Genomic DNA, 22,712 nt, shown 5'->3' with positions numbered 1-22,712 from the left:
CACGGTTTAGCCCCGTGTGTACGGGGAACACGCGCTTTTAATCGCTTTTGCGTTAATTAATTGGCGGTTTAGCCCCGTGTAGTACGGGGAACACTGCCAGATAGCGTGACGTTTGACACACCTTTACGGTTTAGCCCCGTGTGTACGGGGAACACTCTAAAATTATATGCTTGTTTTTACTAAATAAAAAGTGACATATAAAAAGTACCAAGTTTTTAATGAGCAAATATACGATTCAGTTGCCGATGTTTTATACCTATTTTTATTAAAACATTGATCATTCTAACGAGCTACATAACCCATTAACTGCGTTAAAAATGACTCATGTAGAATAGTTACTAAGCTATTTATCTGTCGCAATATTTGGTCACTTATTTAATGCAATTGGTATGACTGAGTATTGGTGACCAAGTTATCGCTACATAACCTGTTATTTTTGAAATAAGATCATTCCTCGCATTGTTCTAGCAACAAAAGTATCAATAACTTAGATGCAATTTTTGTATATGTCGATGAATTTTGTTTGCTATTTGAGCATCAATCACAAGTAGCTAGCGCAAAAAACTCTTAGTGTAAGTTGCTACAATAGGGCAGGCATTGCCATAAATTATAGCGATCACTATTTTACTAACTTAGTATGCATAGATCACACGTCTTTTTCTTCAATTATGGTGCGATCACCATGACTGGGTGGTGTAGAGATCACCAGCATATTTAAGGTTTCAAGGCTGGTGTTCTTTAATTGGTGCGGGGTGTTAGCACTCACATGTAGGCCTTGTCCACTGAGTAATATAAATTGCTCACCATTGACTTCTAGCCAAGCTTTGCCATCTAGAATATAAAAAAACTGCTCTGCAAAATGATGAAAGTGCCTCACTTCCTGCGCGTTTGGTGGCACTCGCTCTTGAATAATGCTTAGCCCTTTAGTCGTGGCTAAATGCCAGCCATCGCACACATCACCCCACTTATAGTGCTCTGAGTTATCCGTGCTTACTACTTTACTCATATCCTTATACTCCAAAAGCATAATAAAAAGCCGAGCAACTTGCTCGGCTCAAACTATTAATGGTGCAATTAATTTTTCACAATCGCATTATGATAAACATTTTGTACATCATCACAATCTTCTAACATGCCAATGAATTTTTCAAAGTTAGCAATATCATCAGGGTCTGTAATATCAATGTGTGTTTGCGGTACGAATGTAATTTCGTCTATCTCAAAGTTAATATCGCCAAATGCATCTGTCAGTGCTGTTTTAGCTTTATAATACTCTGTGTGAGGCGCAAATACCGATACTTTGCCTTCTTCAAGTTCTACATCGGTAACGTCAACGTCAGCCATCATCAGCGCTTCTAATACCGCTTCATCATCATCGCCATCAAACCCTAAAATAGCGAAGTGATCAAACATATGTGCCACACAACCCGGGTTGCCAATTTTTGAATCTGTTTTAGTAAATGGTAAGCGCACATCTTTAATAGTACGATTAGGGTTATCCGTTAAGCAATCTACAATTACCATGCAGTTACCCGGACCATAGCCCTCGTAACGCGCTGTAGAATAATCTTCGCCCGCACCACCTGCTGCTTTTTCAATTGCTTTATCAATAACGTGTGCTGGAACTTGATCTTTCTTGGCTTTATCCATCAAACGACGTAAAGACAAATTTGTTTCTGGGTCAGCACCACCGTTTTTTGCGACTACGTAAATTTCTTTACCATATTTTGAGTTTACTTTGGTTTTTGCCGCCGCCGTTTTTGCCATGGCGTTTTTGCGGACTTCAAATGCTCTGCCCATCTTAATTCTCGTTTTATAAATTAAATTGACGAGATTTTAACAAGACTCGAGCAATTGGGCTAGCGTTTGATGGGTATTGCGATAGTCACTTAGGCAAAAGCCTGTACAAGATCAGGAAGCTCATCAAAACTACGTATTATATGATGTGACTCACTTGCGAAGTGTGGCATGTCTTCAGGCACATACAAGCACGAGCGCATTTTAGCATTGTGAGCCGCCTGAATATCATACAAATAATCACCAACATACATACAATGAGGAGGCAACAACTGCCACTGTTTGGCGATATCAAGTAAGCCACTAGGATTTGGTTTAGCAGGCGCATCGTCACGTGTTAAAACCAATGAAATCGGTACATTGCACTGTTCAATTTTAAGCTTTGCAGCACGGCCAAAGTTCCGTGTCACAATTGCCATCGGTATCTGCATATCGCTTAAACGTTTAAGACAGTGCGACACACCAGGTAAAAGTTGCGCGTTTTGTGCATCTAACATTTCATGCTGATGAACAATGTTCATCGCTTCTTGGCGCATATAGGGCGATGGAAGTTGTGCAATAAATTCGAGCAAGTCTTGCTCTCGAGGACAACCGACTTGAGCTCTGATCAACTGAAAATCCAGTTCAGAACTCACCAAGGTGCCATCTAAATCAAATATAATACCTTTTATTTTTTGCTGGATCATAGTACTACTATATGAGCACACTTGTGCATTGAGTTGTAACATTATTATCCCTGCCAATCAGTGGCGAATGTTATTAAACCATAGGTCACAGTCAATCATCTTGCAACTGTGTATGGATATGAAATTTGCAAGCTCATTCAACCCCAATTATTACTCTTAAAACAATAATTAAAGCCTATTTGCAACCGCTATAAGCGCTGCATTATCACGTAATTGCAAAAAAAACTCACTCCCCTTCTTATATCTAAATACAATAAAATATATGAAAATAAATGCTCATTAACTTCAAAACGCCTATAAATTGGCGTGCCAACCTGATATTTTTCTCAATTATTGTCTCTATTTTGTAAATAAATAAAAAAAACGCTTTTTTTTGTTGATATTTGAGTGGATTTGTCTTTAAAATCGCGCACTTTTTTATTTCGTGCAAAAATGCCATAAAAAGTTGGCCTCACTTTTGCTCGTATAAATAAACCCGTTTAGCAAAAAGAAATGTGGTGAGCAGTATGGATTTTTACATCCTAAAAAAACAAGAGAAACTTGTTGCCATTCCAGCGGATGAGCAAAATTGCAAAGAATACTTAGATGATGGCTATTTTTATGTTGATAAAGTGGCAGCATGTAATGAAAAGTCGGCTTTAAAACGTTTGCAAACCAAGCAAGTAAAAGCTTTTAAAGCGCCTGCTTTATTGTTATTACTTGTTTTACCTATAATTCTTTTTGCTTGGATGCAAATAAGCCGTTAACCAAGCACACCGACAATGATATATTAGCGTTTCTACCATCAAGGAAACGCTGAATGAAAGTATTGCATACATCTGATTGGCATCTGGGCCAACAGTTTTATGAACACAGCCGCGCGCAAGAGCAACAAGTATTTTTAGATTGGCTTATCAATATATTGCAAACGCAAAGTATTGACTTATTGCTCATTGCAGGTGATATCTATCATACAGCTACGCCCCCAGCCAGCGCAGAGCAACAGCTTTATAATTTTATCAAACAAGCTAAACAGTTTTGCCCCAACTTACACATTATGATCATTGCAGGTAACCACGATTCAGCTAATCGTATTGAAACAGCAAAGCCGCTTTTGCAGTTGTTTGATACACATGTTGTTGGTCGCTTCAATAAACACGCCCCAGAGCAAGTCGTTAAATCTATAACAACTAAAAATGGCACAGCGCATGTCGTTGCAATGCCATTTTTAAGAGCCGCAGATATAACGATGACGGCTGATACAAGCTATCAACAAGCCGTTGCGCAGGCTTATCAACAAGCACTAGATCATGCAAAGCCTTTAGCAACACAAGCGCCTCTTATCTTGATGGGACATTTACACGCTAAAGGGGGAGATATTTCTAGCGACTCAGAAAGAAATATTTCCATTGGTGGCTTTGAAGCCATTAACGCAAATATCTTTAGCCAAAGTGCTGATTATGTAGCATTGGGGCATTTGCACAAAGCACAATGCGTTGCAAAAAGCGAACACATTCGCTATAGCGGCACACCATTGCCGATGTCTTTTTCAGAGAAAAATTACCAACACCAAGTATTAATCGCAGAGTTTGAAGGTAAAAAACTAACAGCTGTAAAGCCCCTTTACGTGCCCCGTCACCAACAACTGATACTGCTTCCAGAAAAAGGCGGGACAACTCTTAATCATTTGTGTGAGCTTATAAATGCACTCACATTCAACCCTGAAGAAGCACCCAGTTATATTCGCCTGCGCTTAAATGCCAGTGAAACAAGTAGTCAATTTCGTACCGCCATTGATGAAGCCCTCGCTGATAAACCGGTATTATTTTGTGGTATTGAAAGAGTAAACCAACAGCAAACAGACGATGAACCACACTTTAGTGATTTGGGTAACATTGAACAACTAGACCCTATGACGTTACTTTCATTGGCTTTTTCTCAACAGGTAAATACTGATGAAGCAGTACCTGATGAAGTAAAAGACTGTTTAGCACTTGTGATTAATTCAATGGATGAAGAAGCAAACATATGAAGTTACTTAGTCTAGGCATAAAAAATCTTGCCTCTTTAACCACAGCCGAAGTGGATTTTGAGCAAGCACCATTGAGTCATAGCGGACTTTTTGCTATCACAGGAGATACGGGAGCTGGCAAAAGCACCTTGCTAGATGGCATATGTTTAGCGCTATACGCAAAAACAGCGCGCCTAAAAAATGACTTAAAAAATACCGTTGCATTTAATGGGGATGAGATAAAACTTAATGATCCTCGAAATTTATTGCGCAGAGGGTGTGCACAAGGTCACGCTGAAGTGCAATTTATCGGTCAAGATGGTGAACGTTATATCGCTCGCTGGAAAGTTGAGCGCGCTAGAAAAAAGATCGATGGAAAATTAAAAAGGCCTGAGCACCAGCTTATTCGCGTTAGCGATGAATCACTCATCACCCAATCTAGCAATGCAACTATCAATAAAGTCGAGCAATTAATTGGCCTAAGTTTCGAGCAGTTCACTCGCGCGGCATTGCTTGCTCAACACGAATTTGCAGCATTTTTAAAAGCCAGTGCCGATGAGAGAGCCCAGCTGCTTGAATGCCTAACTGGTACAGATAAATTTAGCCGCTTAGGACAAACAATTTTTGAGCGCCACAAAGAAAAGAAAGCGGCACTTGAACAATTACAACAAACTCTGGCTAGTTATCAGCTATTATCCGATGACGACTTAAATATATTAAACACCAAATTAGCCGATAATGAAAATCAACTGAGCCAATTAAAAACACAAAGTAACGCCTACCAACTCGATATTCAATGGCTTGATATTGCACAACAACAACAGCAAAAGTGCCAACACTATCAGCAACAACTCCAACAGATTGAAGCACAATTGCAAACGCAAGCTTCAGCTGTTAAGCAAGCTCAATTAGCACAGCAAGTTCAACAAATAGCTGATAATCGCCAGCAAGCCGATTCTCTAAATTACCAGCATGGTCAATACAAGCAACAGCATGCACAATTGGCTAAACAAGATTATGAACAACAATTAATTACCCTACAAGCACACTTATCAACGGTTCAAATAGCTCAGCAACAAGCAACCGAGCAACTGCTAGAACATGAACCTAAAATAAAGCAAGTACGCAAACTAGATAACCAGCGTTTAGTTGCACAGCAGCAACTATCAGATAATACAAAACAACGAAATATCGCCCAAGCTCAATATGAAAAAAGCCATGTTGAGCTGCAAAACCAAGATACCCAGCTGACTGAAAATAAAGTAGCCCAAGCTGCACTTGAGTCTCAACTTGAACAACAAGCAAGATTTGCTTCAGCCTATGAAAATTGGTCACAGTTAGCACGTCTATTTGAAGATATTAATGACTGTACTTTGCGCATTAACCATGATCAAAAACAACGTCAAGAGCAATCTGTAACACATCACGAACTAACACAAAAAGTGGCACCTTTAGAGACTCAAATTAAACATCAAACACATCAGTTATCAGAGCTAGAGCAACAGCAACAAACACTGCAGCAGCAACTTGAAGTGCTAGATTATGAAACATTGCAAAAGCAGCACTACAACTTGAAATCGGCACTTAACGTCTCGCAAGAAAACCAAAAATGCGAGCACGAATTATTGCAATTAACCACCAGCCTTGACAAATATCGTCATCAGCAGCAAACACTCAAGTTGCAATTACAAGATACTCAACAGCAGGTTGAATTGCACAAGCAGCGTGCACAACTCACTCAAGACAACCTAACACAAGTACAGCTGCGAGCCAGTGATAGCATTAGTGCACTGCGCGCACAGCTCAATGCAGGTGAAGAATGTGTGGTGTGTGGTGCCACAGAACACCCATATGGTGTTGAACATATCGATAATCACTGGCAAACGTTAATAACCGACTTCTCAGAGCAGCAACAAAAAGCAGCATTAGCTCAACAGCAATCACAACAACGTTACAATGAACAAGTGGTGGCTCAGGAGCAAACCAATGCGCAATTACAAGTATCTTTACAACGCCAAGCCCAACTCAAAGAGCAGCAACTTAAACTCAATATAGAGTTGCAATCACTCGGTTATGAGCAAAATATTGATGCTGACAGTGCACTGCAACAATTAAGCAAGATTGAACAAGATTTAACTCAATACAGCGAGCTGAATAAGCAACAGCAACGAGTGTGGCAAGCCTTAAAAGAGATGCAACAAACACTCAACAATTCACACCAACAACATGCGCAAATACAGCAACAAATAGCACATTTAAACAGCCTTATTACCGCCACTGAACAGCAGCAACAAGCAACCCAACAAGTGATGTTGCAACAGCAACAAAAAGCACAGCAGTTTTTTCCAGATGAGCCGTGGTGGCAAAGTTTCACACAAAACGCACAGGTAGCCATTGAGTCACTTTCTGAGCAGGTGAAACAATACGATAACGGGCAAAAAAAATTAATCGAACTACAACATACTCAACAACAGCTGCAATCACAATTTAGACATAGTGAGCAAAATCATAATCAGCATAAAAATCAGCTCGACATGTTGCAAATTCAACTCGAACAACATCAAAACACACTCGTGACGCTTGATGAGCAACGTGCCGCCCTTTTAGCGCTTGAGCACAGTGTTGACGATTGGTTCGAGTCACTACAAAGCCAATGTGAACAGACAACCCAACAATTAAATGATGCCAAGGCGCAACTCACACACATAGAGCACGAAAAGCACCAGCAAGCAATCAAGCTCAATCATTTACAAGTACAAATAAGTGACAATGAAGAGCAGCAGGCTATGGTGACACAGCGCTTTAATAAATGGCTACAATCGCAACAACAACATTACCCAGAGCTGGATATACATTTAGTCAAACAATTACTATCTAAGCCGTTTTCAGAATACGAGCAAATTCTAGCTGATAACCAACAGCAACAGCATCAGTATGCTCAAGCACTGGCGCGATTCAATCACTTGCAAGAGGAAATGGACCAACATACTTCACAGGCCAGAACAAAAAGCTCTCAAGCCGAAGTAGAAGCCACTTTAAAACAAGTAGTAGAGCAAATTGAGCTAACGCAATCACGCTGGCTAGAATGTAGTACTGCGTTACAACAACATAAACAGAATTTGGCAAAGCGCACTGAGCAACAATCAAAACTAACGCAAGTCCAGAGCGAATATGAGCATTGGTATTTACTCGATAAGCTATTAGGAGATGCCACGGGCAAAAAGCTACGTAACATAGCGCAAACACAAACATTAAGAATTCTCCTACAATATGCCAATCAACACTTAGCAAGTCTCTCTAAACGCTATCAACTAGCAATAATTGGTCATTCGCTTAATATCGCAATTATTGACCGGGATATGGCCGACGAACAACGTTCAGTTAATACCCTATCCGGTGGCGAATCTTTTCTTGTTTCATTGGCTTTGGCACTTGGTTTAGCCTCTTTGTCAGCAAATAAAGTACAAATCAACTCATTGTTTATTGATGAAGGTTTTGGCACCTTAGACCCAGAAACCTTGAGTGTAGCGCTAGATGCACTAGACTCATTGCAAGCACAAGGTCGCAAAGTCGGTGTGATCTCACACGTCAGCGAAATGACTGAGCGTGTAGCAACACAAATACACGTTAAAAAGCAGCCCGGTGGCTACTCAAATATTCAAATTAAAGGGCAAACTTAATGCCAACTTTTAAAGCAGATGAAGCGCAAAATTACGAACAACGAATTACTCGACTCATTCCTGGGTATGATCTGCTGCACGACTTAACTGCGGCACAATTAAAAACGCTACTACCCGATGAAGCAAAAATTTTAGTTGTAGGAGCTGGGACGGGTAAAGATATTATAACTCTTGCGCAACTAAACCCTCACTGGCACTTTATTGCGCAAGATATTTCTGAAGATATGCTTGCTATTGCAGAGCAAAATTTTACTAACTTAGGTTTAAGCGCAAGAGTAACCATAATGCAGGGTTCTCTCACATCATGTAATGAGCATATTGATGCCGCACTTTGCTTACTGGTATTACACTTTTTGCCAGATAACGAGGAGAAGCAAGGTTTGCTCAGCACTATTAGAGCGCAACTACCTAACAGAGCCCCTTTATTTTTAGCCGACCTCATGGCACCAGAAACAGAGTTTGAACGTGAATCTCAGCTATTAGCATGTCGACAACTAGGTTTAACCGAAGTAGGGGAGCAGCGTATGCGTTACAATTTACATAACGAGTTTTATCCGCTAGATCGGATGCGTTTAGCTGAATTGCTTGAACAAACTGGCTTTGCTACACCTCATTACTACTTCAAAGCATTAGGGTTTACTGGGGTGGTTTGTCGCGCCGACTAAAAACAAGTTGTAACTGCCTTTTTAAGGTGTTTAGAGTAAAAGGCTTAACCATCATGCCATCAATTTTTGCCGAAATTAAGTTAAGTACAGTTTGTTTATTATCATCGCATGTCACGACTAAAACCGCTAAGTTAGCCTGCTTTAACTCAACTCTTATTTTATCAATTAGCTCCTGCCCATTCATTTTTGGCATATTTAAGTCTGTAATTAATAAATCAAACTTTTTAGCTTGCAGTAACTCAATAGCCTGTTCACCATCAGTTGCTTCACTAACATCTGTATATTCCAAACGGCGTAGCATGTTTAACATAACATGGCGCATCAGTGGCATATCATCAACCACGAGTATTTTCATTCCTTATTGCATCCCTAGCAACGACTCTTATGAGTACTATTTAGGTTAGTGTAGAGCGCTTAATATGTCACATAATTTACTGATTTTTATGTTACTTAACTGCCGATAATCTAAAAATGGACATACAACTAAATTATGCCTTTTATCAACTGCAAACTCCTCATCTAACCATACTAGTGAGTTAGTAAAAATATGATCTCTAAGTAACTGTTTAGCATAAGTACGGCCAGCAATAACATGGTAACGATAATTGTCATCGCCTAACTGTGGCGGGCTAAATAACAATGCCTCTTGACTATGACTCTGTAACAAGCACTTATCACGATAATCTTGCCAGCTATCATAGCTAGTAAAATTATGATCTGAATGGCGTAGTTGCCCTAATATTTTAGCGTAAACATTAAAAATTTTTCGCCAACCATTCCCTGATGCTTGGTTTATCATATTCACTTCACCAATGCTAAGGCTATGAATTGATTTTAGTTTTTTGTACTCTTGCATAGGAGGGCAGTGTTCAATATAAATAGCTACCAACCCTTGAGTTTGACCTAACCCATTAGTTAGTATTTTCATGACTTGGCTTGTCTAAGTACACGGTCAAGCGCATTTCCAAATGCTTGCTTATCGGCACTTGAAAGCTTAGCAGGCCCACCACTCATTTCGACGCCACTGCTGCGCATGGTATCCATAAAATCACGCATATTTAAAATAGACTTTATATTATGCTTAGTATATTCCTCACCTCTAGGGTTAATAGCTAACACACCTAAATCAACCACTTCAGCAGCTAAAGGAATATCAGCCGTTATCACCACATCACCTGCTTCAACACGCTTTACAATCTCATTATCTGCAATATCAAACCCTTTATTTACTTGTAAAAGGCTTACATATTTGGTGGCAGGCACTCGCATAGCGTGATTAGCAACTAATGTCGTAGTTGTTTGCGTGCGCTCAGCAGCACGAAATATAATCTCTTTAATAACGGCTGGACAAGCATCCGCATCGACCCAAATTTTCATACTCTTAATTCACCTCTTCATAACTTAGTATAAAGTTGATCTTAACGGTTCTTACTCTCGTAACCTACTATTATTTAGATAAAATAATCATAAGGCTAACATGAAGCATCTTACTCTGCTGTTCTCATTCATCACTTTGCTAACAGCATGCACAGGTTTACCAACTAACATTAAACCAGTCTCTAATTTTGAATTAGACCAATATAAAGGAAAGTGGTATGAAATCGCTCGGCTTAACCATAGCTTTGAAAAAGACCTGACTAACGTAACAGCTACTTATTCACTCAATTCAGACGGTTCAATCAAAGTAATCAATAGAGGTTACAACACACAAGATAACCAATGGCAACAAGCTAACGGGACCGCAAAATTTGTAAGCAGTCCTAACGAAGGTCACTTAAAAGTATCGTTTTTCGGTCCTTTTTATGGGTCCTACGTGGTTTTTAAGCTAGACAAAGAAGATTATCAATATGCTTATGTTACTAGTTACAATAAAGAATATTTGTGGCTACTGGCACGCACACCAACTGTTGAACAGTCAATCATTGATGACTTTATTCAAACTGTGCAACAATATGATTATGCAGTAGAGCAACTAATCTATGTTCAACATAATGATATTCAATAAGATAATCAATTCAACTTGTAAACCCCCTTTACAATTTTATGACTTGTTTGTTTTTTAAAAATACAATACGTCTTATAACTGTATAAAAATTATAACATTACTGTCAGGTGCCTGTAACACCTACAAACCAAGCTATTGCCTCCTTAACAACAATTAGAAATTGTAAACTGGAGTAACAATATGAAACGTTTAGCCTATTCTTTGATCGCATGTGCCGTCACACTTGCGCTCACAGCATGTGATGGTGATGATGGAGCGCAGGGTATTAAAGGCGAGCAGGGCGCCCAAGGTGAGCAGGGTTTATCTGGGAGCGACGGTCAAAATGGTAATAACGGCGTAGATGGTCAAGACGGTAATAATGGCAACGATGGCGCAGACGGTCAAGACGGAAAGAGCGCTGGCGCTGGTCTGGTGCGTATTGCAACTGTTCCAAATGGTGCGGAAGTTACGGGTCTATTTCTAACTCAAAAAGGCGATCTCTTCTTTAACGTTCAACATCCAGCCGATAGCAATTCAGTTGAAATAAATGGCAAAATGTTTAATAAAGGGACTGTGGGCGTATTAACAGGTGTTGATTTTAACAACCTACCTAGCAATATTGTGAACTCACCAGTACCTAAATCTACAGAAGAAACACAAATTGTGATGTCTGCAATTGGACAATACCAAGTACTAGGCCAAACAGGCGATGTATTTTCTGACCTTGGAGAAAACGGTCTTGCAGGTGGACTTGGCGTTCATTACGGTATCAATTCAAAGCAAGAAATAATTAAAAACGATAACCCTGACTTTAACGGTTTTATTGCAACTTCTGACAATGAAGGATTCTTATTCACTAACTGGGAATCATACCCAGGTGGTATGAGTCGCTTGAAAATGAGCAAAGATACCAAGGGCACATGGTCTGTTACAGAAGCTATGATGGTCGACTTTGATTCAGTTCAAGGCACAGCGGCTAACTGCTTTGGTTCAGTATCTCCTTGGGGAACACCTCTTACATCTGAAGAGTGGATTGTTAACTCAAGGGTTGATACAACCACTGACGCGAGTTGGAACGACCCTGCAAATACCCGCACAGACGGTATTGAAGCATTAGTAGCTCCAGATTTCCCTAACCCGTATCGCTACGGTTATATTGCTGAAATAAAAAATCCAACAACTGAATCACCTGATGTGGTGAAACACTTCACCATTGGACGTTATGAGCATGAAAACTCAGTCGTTATGCCTGACCGTCGTACTGTTTACTCATCTCAAGATGACACCGGTGGTGTACTATTTAAGTTTATTGCAGACCAACCAGAAGATTTGAGTTCAGGAACACTTTATGGTGCTAAATTAAAACAAGATGAAGGCCTTAATGACCCTGCAGTTACTGGTTTTGATATTGAATGGGTAGAACTTGCAACGGGCAGCAATGCCAACATCGAAACTTGGGTTGCTCAATACGATAACATCACGACTGCAGATTTTGTTGATGGAAAAACCAGCTACATTTCTATGGCTGATGTTCAGGCTTGGGCAGACGGTAAAGCAACTTACCCAACTGAAGCCGAAGGCGGAAGCCCAGTAACAGCAGGAAAGCCTATGGATGACCGTGTGGTATTCCTAGAGTCGCGTCAAGCAGCACGTTTGAAAGGTGCCACAGCTGAGTGGCGTAAGCTCGAAGGCATTAGTATCAATCATGACCGTGTTCTTGAAGCTGTAACAGGTCAAGACCTTATTGCGGGTGAAATCGTTGATAAAGCTTATATGTACATTGGTATTGCTGATCTTGATAACACCATGATTGATGGCGAAGGTGATATTCAACTTTCTAATCGCGTGAAAGATTGTGGTGGTGTATACCGCGCATCTATCGATAACAGCTACAACTTAACACGTATTGAACCCGTTGTAATGGGGGCCACTTATCGCTCTAGCTTAACCGGTGCAGAGCGCTGCGACGTTAATCAGCTTTCTCAACCTGACAACGTGATTGTTATGAATGATGGCCGTATCATTATTGGCGAAGACGGTTTCCAAGAAAATAATACATTGTGGTTATACGACCCTAAGTCTAAATAACACCACTGAAATAAAACGGCGCTCAATGCGAGCCGCCGTTTTTTTTGCCTAAAATATGGAAGTCATAAAAATGAAATACCCTACTTTTGTCGCTTTAATAGCGTTTGGTTTGCTCGTCGGATGCAATGAGAAACCACAATTTCAGCTCTTACAACAAAGTGCCTTGTCAAACAATGCACCTTATAGTGTTGATGAAGATATTCCCGCTACAGCCTATATGGAGCATGATGAAGTTTATAATGCTGAATCAGTCATTCCGCCGCAATGCTATACAAAAACAGACGGCGTTAATAACCCTTGTTATGCCTGTCACCAAACCGACAAAAGTGATAACAACAGACCAAATCAAATGTTTGATGGCAATCTACAGGGTAACTATGAGTTTTCAGATTTAGGCACAAAAAACCACTGGAAAAACCTATTTATAGACCGAACTGAACTAGTTAAAAACATTTCAAATGAACAAATTTTAGAATGGGTTAATCAAGACAATTACAGCGAATTTATTGCGCAGCAAAAAGTTAAAGATGATTGGCAAGGAGAAATCACGCCTATAGAGAACTTAGCTTATCCAGAAAAAGCCTTTGATCAACTTGGTTTTGCCAAAGATGGTAGCGGCTGGGTGGCATTTAACTATAAACCTTTTCCGAGCACCTTTTGGCCTACAAATGGCTCGACGGGTGATGTAATGATCAGACTACCAGAGGCATTTAGAACACACCAAGGTGTATACAATCAAGATGTATATCTGGCAAACCTAAGCTTAGTTGAAACCGCTTTAAAAGGACTTGAAAGCGTATCTACTCCCACCATAGATGAACAGCGTATTGGGGTCGATCTGAACAATGATGGCCAACTTAGTAAAATTTCGCACCTAAAAAAGCAAAGTCATTATGTTGGCGATGCCAAAGATACATTAGCCTATCAGCTCTATCCTGAAGGTACTGAATTTTTACATACAGTTAGGTATATCGGAGTTGATGACAATGGTGAGATTTACAATGCACCGCGAATGAAAGAAGTTCGCTATATGAAAAAGCACAAATTTAAATCTAAAGCGGCTTTAGCATCATCTTATTATCGTGAGGCGAAAGAGAAGTCATTTGAAAACCTACCACAAACGCTTTATTTAGGCGATCAGGGAGTGAACAATACCTTTGGCTGGATAATTAATGGCTATATAGAAGATAAGCAAGGCAAACTGAGGCCACAGCATAAACAAGAATTAGCTTTTTGTAATGGCTGCCATAAAACCATTGGTTCAACCTATGATCAGACTTTTTCATTTGCCCGAAAAGTCACAGGAGAGAAGGGGTGGGGTTATATAAATTTAAAAGGAATGCAAGATGTGCCAAACAAAGGCGAACAACAAGGAGAGTTTTTAACATATATGGAGCGTGTTGGCGGTGGCGATGAGTTCCGTCAAAACAAAGAAATGCTGATGCGCTGGTTTAACGACGAAGGCCATGTTGATAAACAAAAAGTAGCCAATGCCAAAGACCTATACGAGTTAATTACTCCTTCAGCTGAGCGCGCTCTTGCATTGAACAAAGCATATTTGACTATAGTAAAAGAGCAGAGCTACTTATTTGGTCGAGACGCAACGCTTGTTGAAGCTCAGAACGTGCTACAGCAAGTTGACGAATCGCAACAACCACTAAAACCAGAACACCGCTATGTATGGGATATGCAACTAGATTGGTCAAATCTTTAACTTGATAAAAAGCTGATCTATTATGGGATCAGCTTTTTACTAACTTAGAGCCTAACAGGATTGGGCTTTTATTAAGCAACACCAGCGCAGTTATTAAGCAATGTTAACATTTATATTGTGTTTAAATCGGCGTGTTACTGTGATGAAGGGGCCTAAAACGAATTATGATAAGTAAACCAAAGATTATTAGCATTTAAAGGTAGGTCTATCACCTGAAAATCTACTTAGCAATATCGAATGCAACAGCGCCTTCAACACGCTTTGCAGTATAGTAGTTGATAAAGATCAGGATTTAACCAAGCTTGATTGTAATATTCGTATTATTCACGACTCACTTACTCTTCTTCACACTTTGAATTTAAAATAACCATAATATAATAAAAACAAACACTTACTATAGTAATTGAATTATCAATGCTTCAATCCTATCCACAAGATCAAATTTTTACTAACTTGCTTTGACTCAGACAAGCAATCTTGAGTGTATTGTTATTATTGAGATCAAATTTTTACTAACTGAATTGATATAAACGAGTCAAATTTTATTTATTTTTGCTTGATGAGATCAGATTTTTACTAACACAAACTTTTGTTTTTTAAAGAGATCAAATTTTTACTAACTTATAATGTACTCAGATCAGATTTTTACTAACCATAAGTCATAGAGATCAGATTTTTACTAACTATAAGTCATTGGGATCAGATTTTTACTAACGATTTTTAGAATTAAGCACTATTAGATCAAATTTTTACTAAGTGTAGTTGGTAAAAATATGATCTGAGTTCGATAAACACTCGAAATTACATCATCAAAGTATTTGTTTGGCTAAAATACCAGCCAAAAAAACACTTAGTCAGTAAAATACTGATCTCATATAACTGCAAATGCTATTTGAGTTATCCAGTTAGTAATTTTTTGATTTATTCACGCTATGATGAATCAAGATGTAAAGCTGTGTTAGTCTTGGTTTTTTAGCGCTTTAGATAAACCAAATGAAAATACTTGATCAAATAAGGATGTGCACAATATGTGAGCACTCACTGCCCTTGGGTCCAAGGCCTGTAGTGCAAGCAAGTAAACAATCAAAAATACTGATTGCCGGTCAAGCGCCGAGTCTAAGTGTTCACAACACAGGACTGCCATTCAATGATGCCAGTGGCAAGCGTTTAAGAAGCTGGCTCAATATAAACGAAGCACAATTTTACAATCCAGATTATTTTGCTATTGTGCCTATGGGGTTTTGTTATCCAGGTAAAGGGAAAACCGGTGACTTACCGCCACCGCCTGAGTGCGCAAAAACATGGCACCAAAAGTTGCTAGCGCAGCTATACAATATTGAACTAACAATTATCATTGGCCAACATGCACAGCGCTATCATTTGGAGCCAAATAAGTCGCTTACAGAGCAAGTTAAAGAGTGGCAAACACTTTTGCCTGAACGCATAGTATTACCTCACCCAAGTCCCAGAAACCAAGCTTGGCTCAAACACCACCCATGGTTTCAAACAGACGTAATACCAAAGCTTCAAAAGCGTGTCTATGCGCTTATATCCTCATAAAATTATCGCTGCATTTTTAGGTATATGACCTCATAACCTTACTTTCCTTGCTCTGCAAAAGATTTTAACTCATCACCAGCCAAACGGTAAATTATCCATTCACCTTGCGCTTTAGCACCAATACTATCGTAAAATTCAATTGCAGGCTTATTCCAATCTAAAACAACCCACTCAAAACGACCGCAATCATTAGCTAATGCCTGCCGTGCCAAATATTGCATGATTGCTTTACCAGCACCATTACCTCGGTTGTCTTGTGAAACATACAAATCTTCGAGGTACAAGCCATGCTTTCCTAACCAAGTAGAATAATTGTAGAAATACACAGCAAAACCAATTGCTTCTCCATCTTGTTCACATATCAATGCATGTGCTCGAGCGTGCTCACAAAACAATTTCGCTTCAATCTCTGATACTGTATTCAATACAGCATCGGGTTCTTTTTCATAAATAGCTAACTCATTAATAAAATTTAGTATTGTTGCTGCATCTTGTTTTTCTGCTGAACGTATTTGAATACTCATGGTTACTTCCATTTTACTTTTAAAGCATTAGTGTATGATAAAATACAACATGAATTAAATGCATATTATGCAGCAGCTAGATGCAGGAGATACATACATGCTACCCAACATAGATTTAAACCTACTAAAACTATTTGCATCTTTATATCAAACAGCTTCAGTCAGTAAAACAGCACAAGATTTAAACCTCAGTCAATCAGCCTGTAGTCACGCTCTTACACGTCTAAGGCAAAGGTTAGGTGATGAATTATTTATCCGTATTGAAAATAAAATGGAGCCAACTATTTTCGCTCAGCAAATCGCACACAATGTATTACCTGCTATACAACAGCTTACTGACGGGCTAAAACCATTTGAGCCTTTTGATATAAATAACGACACTACCTTTACTATAGCGACAACCGACTACACTGCTTGGTGTCTAAAACCGTTAATACACAACTTTAATACCTCATTTTCTAATGTAAACCTGAGGTTTGTATCATTGGAACAACGGATTCCTCAAGAAGCTTTGCAAGATAATACTCTTGATTTCGCTTGTGGTTTTGCTCATCAGCAAGAGAAAAGTGAAAGTATCGTCGACCTATTATGGTTTAAAGATAAATACGTTACAGCGCTATCTAAACAACACCCATTAGCCAGTCTGCAAACCCTCAACATTACTGACTTTTTAGCATACTCACATATTCTTATCGCACCGTGGAACGAAACAACAGGGATTGTAGATACTATGCTAGCAAAAATGAAAAAAGCCAGAAAAGTGGCAATAACATTACCACATGTATTAACTGCCCCATATTACTTACAAAACTCCCATCACTTGCTTACCTTGCCAAACGCATATGCAGAACAAATTGCACAACAACTCAACCTTGTATTACGTGTCCCACCACTAGCTATCCCAGACTATCAAATCAAGTTGTATTTTCATAAAACCAGACAGAACGATCCAAAATTAAAGTGGTTTATTGAACAGTTCAATAAATTTATTAAGCTGTAACACCCCTTTACAGAAGCAGCTAGATTTTCGATCCAAAATGTCACTTTAGCCGTATAACTCAAATGCGTAACGACTTATGGATAAAGTATGAACATCAAGCTACTACTAATAGGGTTTTTGCTTTTAGCGCCTTTTACTAAAGCCTCTATATCTCAAAAACTGCTTTTGTCATCCGAACCTGTAGGCGGCTCTCCTACACTAAGTTATTTGTTTTGGGATGTGTACAAAGCCACTTTGTATGCGCCAAACGGAGAATTTGATATCTCAGAGCCGTTTGTGCTTAAACTGCATTATTTGCGTGATTTGAAAGGTGAAGACATCGCGGTTCGATCGATTGAAGAAATAAAAAAGCAAGGGTTTACAGACAAACAACGACTTTCCATGTGGCTTGATAAAATGCAGGCTATCTTTCCTGATGTTACTGATGGAACAGAGTTGTACGGTGAACGAACACAGCAAGGCACAAGCCGATTTTACTTAAGAGATTCTTTCATTGGTGAAGTTGACGATACTCTATTTACAGAAAAATTTTTTGCTATTTGGCTTGCCGAGAGTACATCAGAACCCAATATGCGCAAAGCGCTACTCAACTTAAAATAGAGGACTACCATGTTCAAAGTCATAACTTTCATAACCGTTCTTACACTTATCAGTGGATGTGGCACCAGTATTAATGCAGATAAGTATCAAACTATCAATCCAGCTTTTGATCCTTATATATTTTTCAATGGCAAAGTTAAGGCGTGGGGTATTGTACAAAATCGCTCAGGGGATCTTGTACAACGCTTTACTGTTGATATTGACGGCTCAATTGATAGTAGCAATGTACTAACATTGGACGAAACATTTCATTATGAAGTAGGGGAGGGGGTGGCTCATCGAGTATGGAAAATATCATCAAAAGGTAATAATAAGCTACAAGGCAGTGCCGGTGATATCTTAGGACTTGCTGAGGGCAACTTATATGGTAACGCAATGCGTTGGCAGTATATGATGGACTTACCCGTTGACGACACCAGCTATAAAGTTGAGTTTGATGATTGGATCTGGTCATTTAATGACAGCACGATTGTAAACCGCTCTTACATTAAAAAATTCGGTCTTACCATGGCCGAAGTTACGATTTTTATGCAGCGAGTACAGCTAGAATCGGTCACTGTTAAATAAATTAACCGAACCTTTCACCCTTAAAATAAACCTTACTTTCAACAACTTAATACACAGCAATATAGACGTAAAAAGCTGTAATTAAATATACAGCTCATTTGATAGACGCAATGAACATGTTACGTCTATCAACTTCCCACCTAATTAAGTGATAGTTCCATAAATACACTTAATGGGTTATCTCGATAAAAACCAAAACATGCTCTGCGTTTAAACCCTAAGTTCTCATATAAATTAATTGCTTCTGTTTGCTGGCTGCCAGTTTCTAAACGGATCACTGGGATTTGCGCTTCACCAGCATAATACAGCAGTATTTGCATAATACGCCTTGATAAACCTTTACCTCGGTAACTTGGGCACACATACAGTCGTTTAATTTCACCATACAGAGTATTATTAAATTGTTTTACAATTGCCCCGCATGCAACGATCCCATCCTCATTTTTCAATCCTACTGCATATACGTTTGGCTTACGAAGCTCTTCAAGACTCAAGGACTGATCACTGGCGATTGGATATAAGGTGTTCATAAGTCGGTCGATTTCAGAAAATACTTCAATAACACTTGGGTCTTCAGGGTTTAAATCGACTAATTGCATAGATAATTCTCAGTAATGTGCATACTTATTTTGGCGAATAATAAACTATACCGAGTTGAAATAAATGAACAAGTCTATTTATCCCATTATCGATAAGATTTGACTAATTCATTTTTGAAAGAAGTAATTAAGTTAAATACTTTGTGTCATAAGTTGTCAAAAAGGAAGTAGAGATGTGCCTATAAAACAGTCATTGTGCATCAATAACGATACATAACTCATTATAAATAACAAGTTAAAAACGTTTTAAGTTACTTAACACTTTGACTGCGCCCATAATGGATATACTACAATAAAAAAATGCCTAATGCGCTTGTTCACAATCACTCTCTATACATTGTGTTTGCTTAACTGTCGAGTGTTTTACGCCATCCGCTTGGCTTGGAAAGGTAAACAATGTCAGTGCTAACAATAATAATGTAATACCAATAGTAATAGGCAATGTTAGCTGTTGCTCTGAATCCAAACTATAAGTACGAAATAATGCCATGATGCGCTCCTCAATAAAAACTAGCTAACAAAAAGCACAACATCCTTGCATGAAACTCTATCAGTAGTAGCGACTAAATGAACTTTGTCTTAATAAAGTATTAGTATTTATAACAAACAGATTGAAAAAACTCAAACAAAGTAACTAGAATAAAAGAAAATAACCATACAAAAAAACTAAAAAATAGTAAATTATCTTTAAATATTAAGCAGATAACAAACTCATCTTACCAGTTTAAAAATAACACAATAAAGTATAAATAATTACTGCATACCACTATTTTAGTACTCTCAAAGAAAACTAACTATATGATTAATACTCTTTTCGTAAACCCCCTTTACAAACTTAACTGACTTCTTTTGCAAAAGCTAAATTCATGTCTTCATAATACATCAAAGTAAAACGCTTTATAACCTTTTTACAGTATGAGAGGGCAATGCCCTCTCTGTTTTTAGCTATTAATTTTTGACTGGGAAACCCCTATCACGCATTAGCGCACTTACATCGGCATCTCTACCTCTAAACAAGCGGTATGCCTCAGCTGGGTCAATTGCATTTCTTACTGAGAAAAGGTGCTCGACTAAGCGCGCAGCAACTTCTGAGTCATAAAAACCACCTGGCGCACTTGCAAACGCTTCAGCTGCATCAGAAGTTAATACCTCAGCCCAAAGATATCCATAGTAACTAGCAGCATAACCTTCGCCAGAGAATACATGACCAAAATGTGTACTGCGATGACGCATTACCAGCTCTTTTGGCATACCCAACTTTTCTAACTGTTCTTTTTCAAACTTAGCAGGGTCAATAAGTGCGGGATCGGTACTGTGATATAGTAAATCCATTATTGCCGACGCCATATATTCTGTGGTAGCAAAGCCTTGGTTAAAAGTCGATGATTTTTTGATCTTTGCGATTAACTCTTTAGGCATAGGTTCACCGGTCTCTTGATGTACCAAAAATTTGTTGATTACCTCATCGGTTGTTAACCAGCGCTCAAGAAGCTGTGATTGAAACTCGGTATAATCTCTAACACCATTATGTGAGCTTGGATATACCACATCTGCAGCTAAGAAATGCAAAGCATGACCAAATTCATGAAAGTATGTTTCAGCATCTGACCAAGAAATTAGAGTTGGTTTGCCTTGAGCACCTTTTACAAAATTAGAATTATTTGAGCTAAGTACATTTTTTTCACCATCAAAGGTTGTATAGCTTCGATAAGTGGTTGCCCAAGCACCTGAACGCTTACCTTTTCGAGCAAATGGATCAAGATACCAAAGACCTATGTGCTTACCAGTCACCTTATCTTTTACCTCCCAAACACTCACATCAGGGTGAAAAACAGGTACTTTACCTGTGGGGATTTCTATGAACTCGAAGTTAAATAACCTGCCAGCAACATAAAACATGGCATCTCTGAGTTTATCTAATTGCAAATACTGCTTCACTTCATTTGAATCTAAGTCATATTTGTCTTTACGAACTTTCTCAGCATAAAAGCGATAATCCCAAGGCTCAATCGTTATGTCAGCTCCTTCTCTATTTGCAATAGATTGCATATCGCCAACTTCTTCTTTTACTCTTGCGGTTGCAGCAGGCCATACTTTATTCATCAACTCCATCGCATTAGCAGGTGTTTTTGCCATGCGTGATTCAAGCTGCCATTGCGCGTAATTTTCATAGCCAAGCAAATTTACACGCTCATGACGTAAAGTCAGAATATTTTTAATAATTGCATTATTATCATATTCATCACCATTTCCACCACGGTTGTAATAGTTTTTCCAAACTTGTTCTCTTAAAGCTCGCTCTGTAGAGTACGTTAAAAATGGATCCATAGAAGAGCGTGAATTTGTAATTGCATACATCCCCGCTTTACCACGTTCTTTTGCGGCTTCTGCTGCTGCGTCTATAAATGACGATGGCAAGCCTGATAATTGCTCTTCTTTGAGATACACCACATAACTTTCTTCATCGGCTAACACATTTGCAGAAAACTGAGTATACAAAGATGCAAGCTCTTGGTTTATTTCTGTGTAGCGTGCTTTTGCTTCACCAGTTAGCGTAGCGCCGTTGCGAGCAAAGCTATTATATGTCATCCAAGTTATACGCTGTTCTTCTGGCGTTAAGTTTTTCAATTCTTCACTTTCGTACACACTTTTTACACGCTCAAAAAGTTTGCTGTTTTGTGTTATCTTGGAGTTAAAAGAAGATAGTTTTGGCGCCATCTCACTACGGATTTCTCTTAGCTCAGGACTAGATTTATTTGCACTCCAAATGCCATAGTAGGTATAAACACGGTCAAGTGTTTGACCTGCTCTTTCTAAAGCAACAATAGTATTTTGAAATGTGGGTGCATCGGAGTTGTTTGCAATAGCCTCAATTTCAACAAGCTGCTCTGCCATACCTGCCTCTAAAGCGGGCTTTAAATCTGCTAAGTCCATTTTGTCAAACTGGGGAACACCTTGATATGGACCTTTAAACTTTTGTAATAGCGGATTACTTTGTACGACTTGTTCAGTCATTATTTGCTCGTTATTTGACATTGCAGTGCAGCCCGATAGGGCAAATACGATTGCCGCGCTCAAAGCTGTAATTGTTGGTTTTATCATCATATGCTCTCAGATTTTTATTTTATAATCGTCAGTTAAACCTCCTCAGTCTAAATCGGGAACAAAAAACTGCAACATTAAAGCGGTAAAAATACATATACTGCGGTGAAAGTAAAATTGAGTTATTATTTTATGCTCACTATAACTAAAATTTTA

Annotated in this window: 21 protein-coding genes; 11 read left to right on the top strand and 10 right to left on the bottom strand. The window is 38.8% G+C overall.

The genetic code is table 11. The annotated features are described in order from the left end of the window. Window positions 1-646: 646 nt before the first annotated feature. The 3 genes from SANK73390_RS01600 to SANK73390_RS01590 all read right to left on the bottom strand — a co-directional run bounded on the left by SANK73390_RS01600 (window position 647) and on the right by SANK73390_RS01590 (window position 2,525). Window positions 647-1,006, bottom strand: coding sequence for a cupin domain-containing protein (locus SANK73390_RS01600; RefSeq protein ID WP_462762694.1), 360 nt, complete (start codon window positions 1,004-1,006; stop codon window positions 647-649). A gap of 68 nt (window positions 1,007-1,074) precedes the next feature. After that, window positions 1,075-1,800, bottom strand: coding sequence for a YebC/PmpR family DNA-binding transcriptional regulator (locus SANK73390_RS01595; RefSeq protein WP_462762692.1), 726 nt, complete (start codon window positions 1,798-1,800; stop codon window positions 1,075-1,077). Window positions 1,801-1,889: 89 nt separating this feature from the next. Then, window positions 1,890-2,525: an HAD family hydrolase gene (locus SANK73390_RS01590; protein WP_462762689.1), complete on the bottom strand. Its 636-nt coding sequence runs from the start codon at window positions 2,523-2,525 to the stop codon at window positions 1,890-1,892. Window positions 2,526-2,989: 464 nt separating this feature from the next. On the opposite strand from SANK73390_RS01590, the gene SANK73390_RS01585 reads away from it, so the two are divergent. The 4 genes from SANK73390_RS01585 to SANK73390_RS01570 are packed head-to-tail and all read left to right on the top strand — an operon-like array spanning window position 2,990 to window position 8,818. Then, window positions 2,990-3,229, top strand: coding sequence for a hypothetical protein (locus tag SANK73390_RS01585; RefSeq protein WP_261594471.1), 240 nt, complete (start codon window positions 2,990-2,992; stop codon window positions 3,227-3,229). Window positions 3,230-3,282: 53 nt separating this feature from the next. Continuing rightward, window positions 3,283-4,494: an exonuclease SbcCD subunit D C-terminal domain-containing protein gene (locus SANK73390_RS01580; RefSeq protein WP_462762685.1), complete on the top strand. Its 1,212-nt coding sequence runs from the start codon at window positions 3,283-3,285 to the stop codon at window positions 4,492-4,494. Continuing rightward, complete coding sequence (locus SANK73390_RS01575) at window positions 4,491-8,153, top strand: SbcC/MukB-like Walker B domain-containing protein (protein WP_462762683.1); 3,663 nt, start codon at window positions 4,491-4,493, stop codon at window positions 8,151-8,153. Before SANK73390_RS01580 ends, SANK73390_RS01575 begins: the two co-directional genes overlap by 4 nt. Continuing rightward, on the top strand, window positions 8,153-8,818 hold the full coding sequence (locus SANK73390_RS01570) for a class I SAM-dependent methyltransferase (protein WP_462762681.1): 666 nt from the start codon (window positions 8,153-8,155) through the stop codon (window positions 8,816-8,818). Before SANK73390_RS01575 ends, SANK73390_RS01570 begins: the two co-directional genes overlap by 1 nt. Here SANK73390_RS01570 and SANK73390_RS01565 read toward each other — a convergent pair. The 3 genes from SANK73390_RS01565 to SANK73390_RS01555 are packed head-to-tail and all read right to left on the bottom strand — an operon-like array spanning window position 8,790 to window position 10,195. Further along, on the bottom strand, window positions 8,790-9,173 hold the full coding sequence (locus SANK73390_RS01565; protein WP_462762678.1) for a response regulator: 384 nt from the start codon (window positions 9,171-9,173) through the stop codon (window positions 8,790-8,792). The two genes, SANK73390_RS01570 and SANK73390_RS01565, sit on opposite strands and share 29 nt — an antisense overlap. 45 nt (window positions 9,174-9,218) lie before the next feature. Continuing rightward, the gene (locus SANK73390_RS01560; RefSeq protein WP_462762676.1) at window positions 9,219-9,746 is read right to left on the bottom strand and encodes a DUF6942 family protein; all 528 of its coding nucleotides are present in this window, start codon (window positions 9,744-9,746) and stop codon (window positions 9,219-9,221) included. Continuing rightward, a complete protein-coding gene (locus SANK73390_RS01555; protein ID WP_261594477.1) occupies window positions 9,743-10,195 on the bottom strand; it encodes a YaiI/YqxD family protein in 453 nt (150 codons plus the stop codon). The genes SANK73390_RS01560 and SANK73390_RS01555 overlap by 4 nt, the downstream gene beginning before the upstream one ends. Window positions 10,196-10,295: 100 nt before the next feature. On the opposite strand from SANK73390_RS01555, the gene SANK73390_RS01550 reads away from it, so the two are divergent. From SANK73390_RS01550 to SANK73390_RS01535, 4 genes are all read left to right on the top strand, one after another. Further along, window positions 10,296-10,823, top strand: a complete 528-nt coding sequence (locus SANK73390_RS01550; protein WP_462762673.1) for a lipocalin family protein — start codon at window positions 10,296-10,298, stop codon at window positions 10,821-10,823. Between the two features lie 180 nt (window positions 10,824-11,003). After that, a complete protein-coding gene (locus tag SANK73390_RS01545) occupies window positions 11,004-12,890 on the top strand; it encodes an alkaline phosphatase PhoX (protein ID WP_462762670.1) in 1,887 nt (628 codons plus the stop codon). Between the two features lie 70 nt (window positions 12,891-12,960). Then, window positions 12,961-14,604: a hypothetical protein gene (locus SANK73390_RS01540; protein WP_462762667.1), complete on the top strand. Its 1,644-nt coding sequence runs from the start codon at window positions 12,961-12,963 to the stop codon at window positions 14,602-14,604. Window positions 14,605-15,588: 984 nt separating this feature from the next. Next, on the top strand, window positions 15,589-16,164 hold the full coding sequence (locus SANK73390_RS01535) for a uracil-DNA glycosylase family protein (RefSeq protein ID WP_462762706.1): 576 nt from the start codon (window positions 15,589-15,591) through the stop codon (window positions 16,162-16,164). A gap of 38 nt (window positions 16,165-16,202) precedes the next feature. On the opposite strand, the gene SANK73390_RS01530 is transcribed toward SANK73390_RS01535, so the two are convergent. After that, window positions 16,203-16,688 (bottom strand): N-acetyltransferase family protein, encoded by a 486-nt coding sequence (locus tag SANK73390_RS01530; protein ID WP_462762664.1) that lies wholly within the window; start codon window positions 16,686-16,688, stop codon window positions 16,203-16,205. Between the two features lie 58 nt (window positions 16,689-16,746). Between SANK73390_RS01530 and SANK73390_RS01525 the strand changes: the two genes are divergently transcribed. The 3 genes from SANK73390_RS01525 to SANK73390_RS01515 all read left to right on the top strand — a co-directional run bounded on the left by SANK73390_RS01525 (window position 16,747) and on the right by SANK73390_RS01515 (window position 18,855). Continuing rightward, the gene (locus SANK73390_RS01525) at window positions 16,747-17,688 is read left to right on the top strand and encodes a LysR family transcriptional regulator (protein WP_462762662.1); all 942 of its coding nucleotides are present in this window, start codon (window positions 16,747-16,749) and stop codon (window positions 17,686-17,688) included. A gap of 87 nt (window positions 17,689-17,775) precedes the next feature. After that, a complete protein-coding gene (locus SANK73390_RS01520) occupies window positions 17,776-18,288 on the top strand; it encodes a chalcone isomerase family protein (protein ID WP_462762660.1) in 513 nt (170 codons plus the stop codon). A gap of 9 nt (window positions 18,289-18,297) precedes the next feature. Then, complete coding sequence (locus tag SANK73390_RS01515; RefSeq protein ID WP_462762657.1) at window positions 18,298-18,855, top strand: DUF3833 family protein; 558 nt, start codon at window positions 18,298-18,300, stop codon at window positions 18,853-18,855. A 140-nt stretch (window positions 18,856-18,995) separates the two neighbouring features. Here the strand turns inward: SANK73390_RS01515 and SANK73390_RS01510 are convergent, their stop codons facing one another. The 3 genes from SANK73390_RS01510 to SANK73390_RS01500 all read right to left on the bottom strand — a co-directional run bounded on the left by SANK73390_RS01510 (window position 18,996) and on the right by SANK73390_RS01500 (window position 22,556). Further along, window positions 18,996-19,454, bottom strand: a complete 459-nt coding sequence (locus SANK73390_RS01510; protein ID WP_462762654.1) for a GNAT family N-acetyltransferase — start codon at window positions 19,452-19,454, stop codon at window positions 18,996-18,998. Between the two features lie 304 nt (window positions 19,455-19,758). After that, window positions 19,759-19,944 carry a hypothetical protein gene (locus tag SANK73390_RS01505; RefSeq protein WP_462762651.1) on the bottom strand — a complete coding sequence of 62 codons (186 nt, stop codon included), beginning with the start codon at window positions 19,942-19,944 and terminating at the stop codon, window positions 19,759-19,761. Window positions 19,945-20,402: 458 nt separating this feature from the next. Further along, complete coding sequence (locus SANK73390_RS01500) at window positions 20,403-22,556, bottom strand: M3 family metallopeptidase (RefSeq protein WP_462762703.1); 2,154 nt, start codon at window positions 22,554-22,556, stop codon at window positions 20,403-20,405. Window positions 22,557-22,712 lie beyond the last annotated feature (156 nt).

Source organism: Pseudoalteromonas sp. SANK 73390 (genome assembly GCF_054966645.1).
The sequence above is the reverse complement of the archived record's forward strand: the minus strand, read 5'-3'. Positions and strand labels throughout refer to the sequence as shown.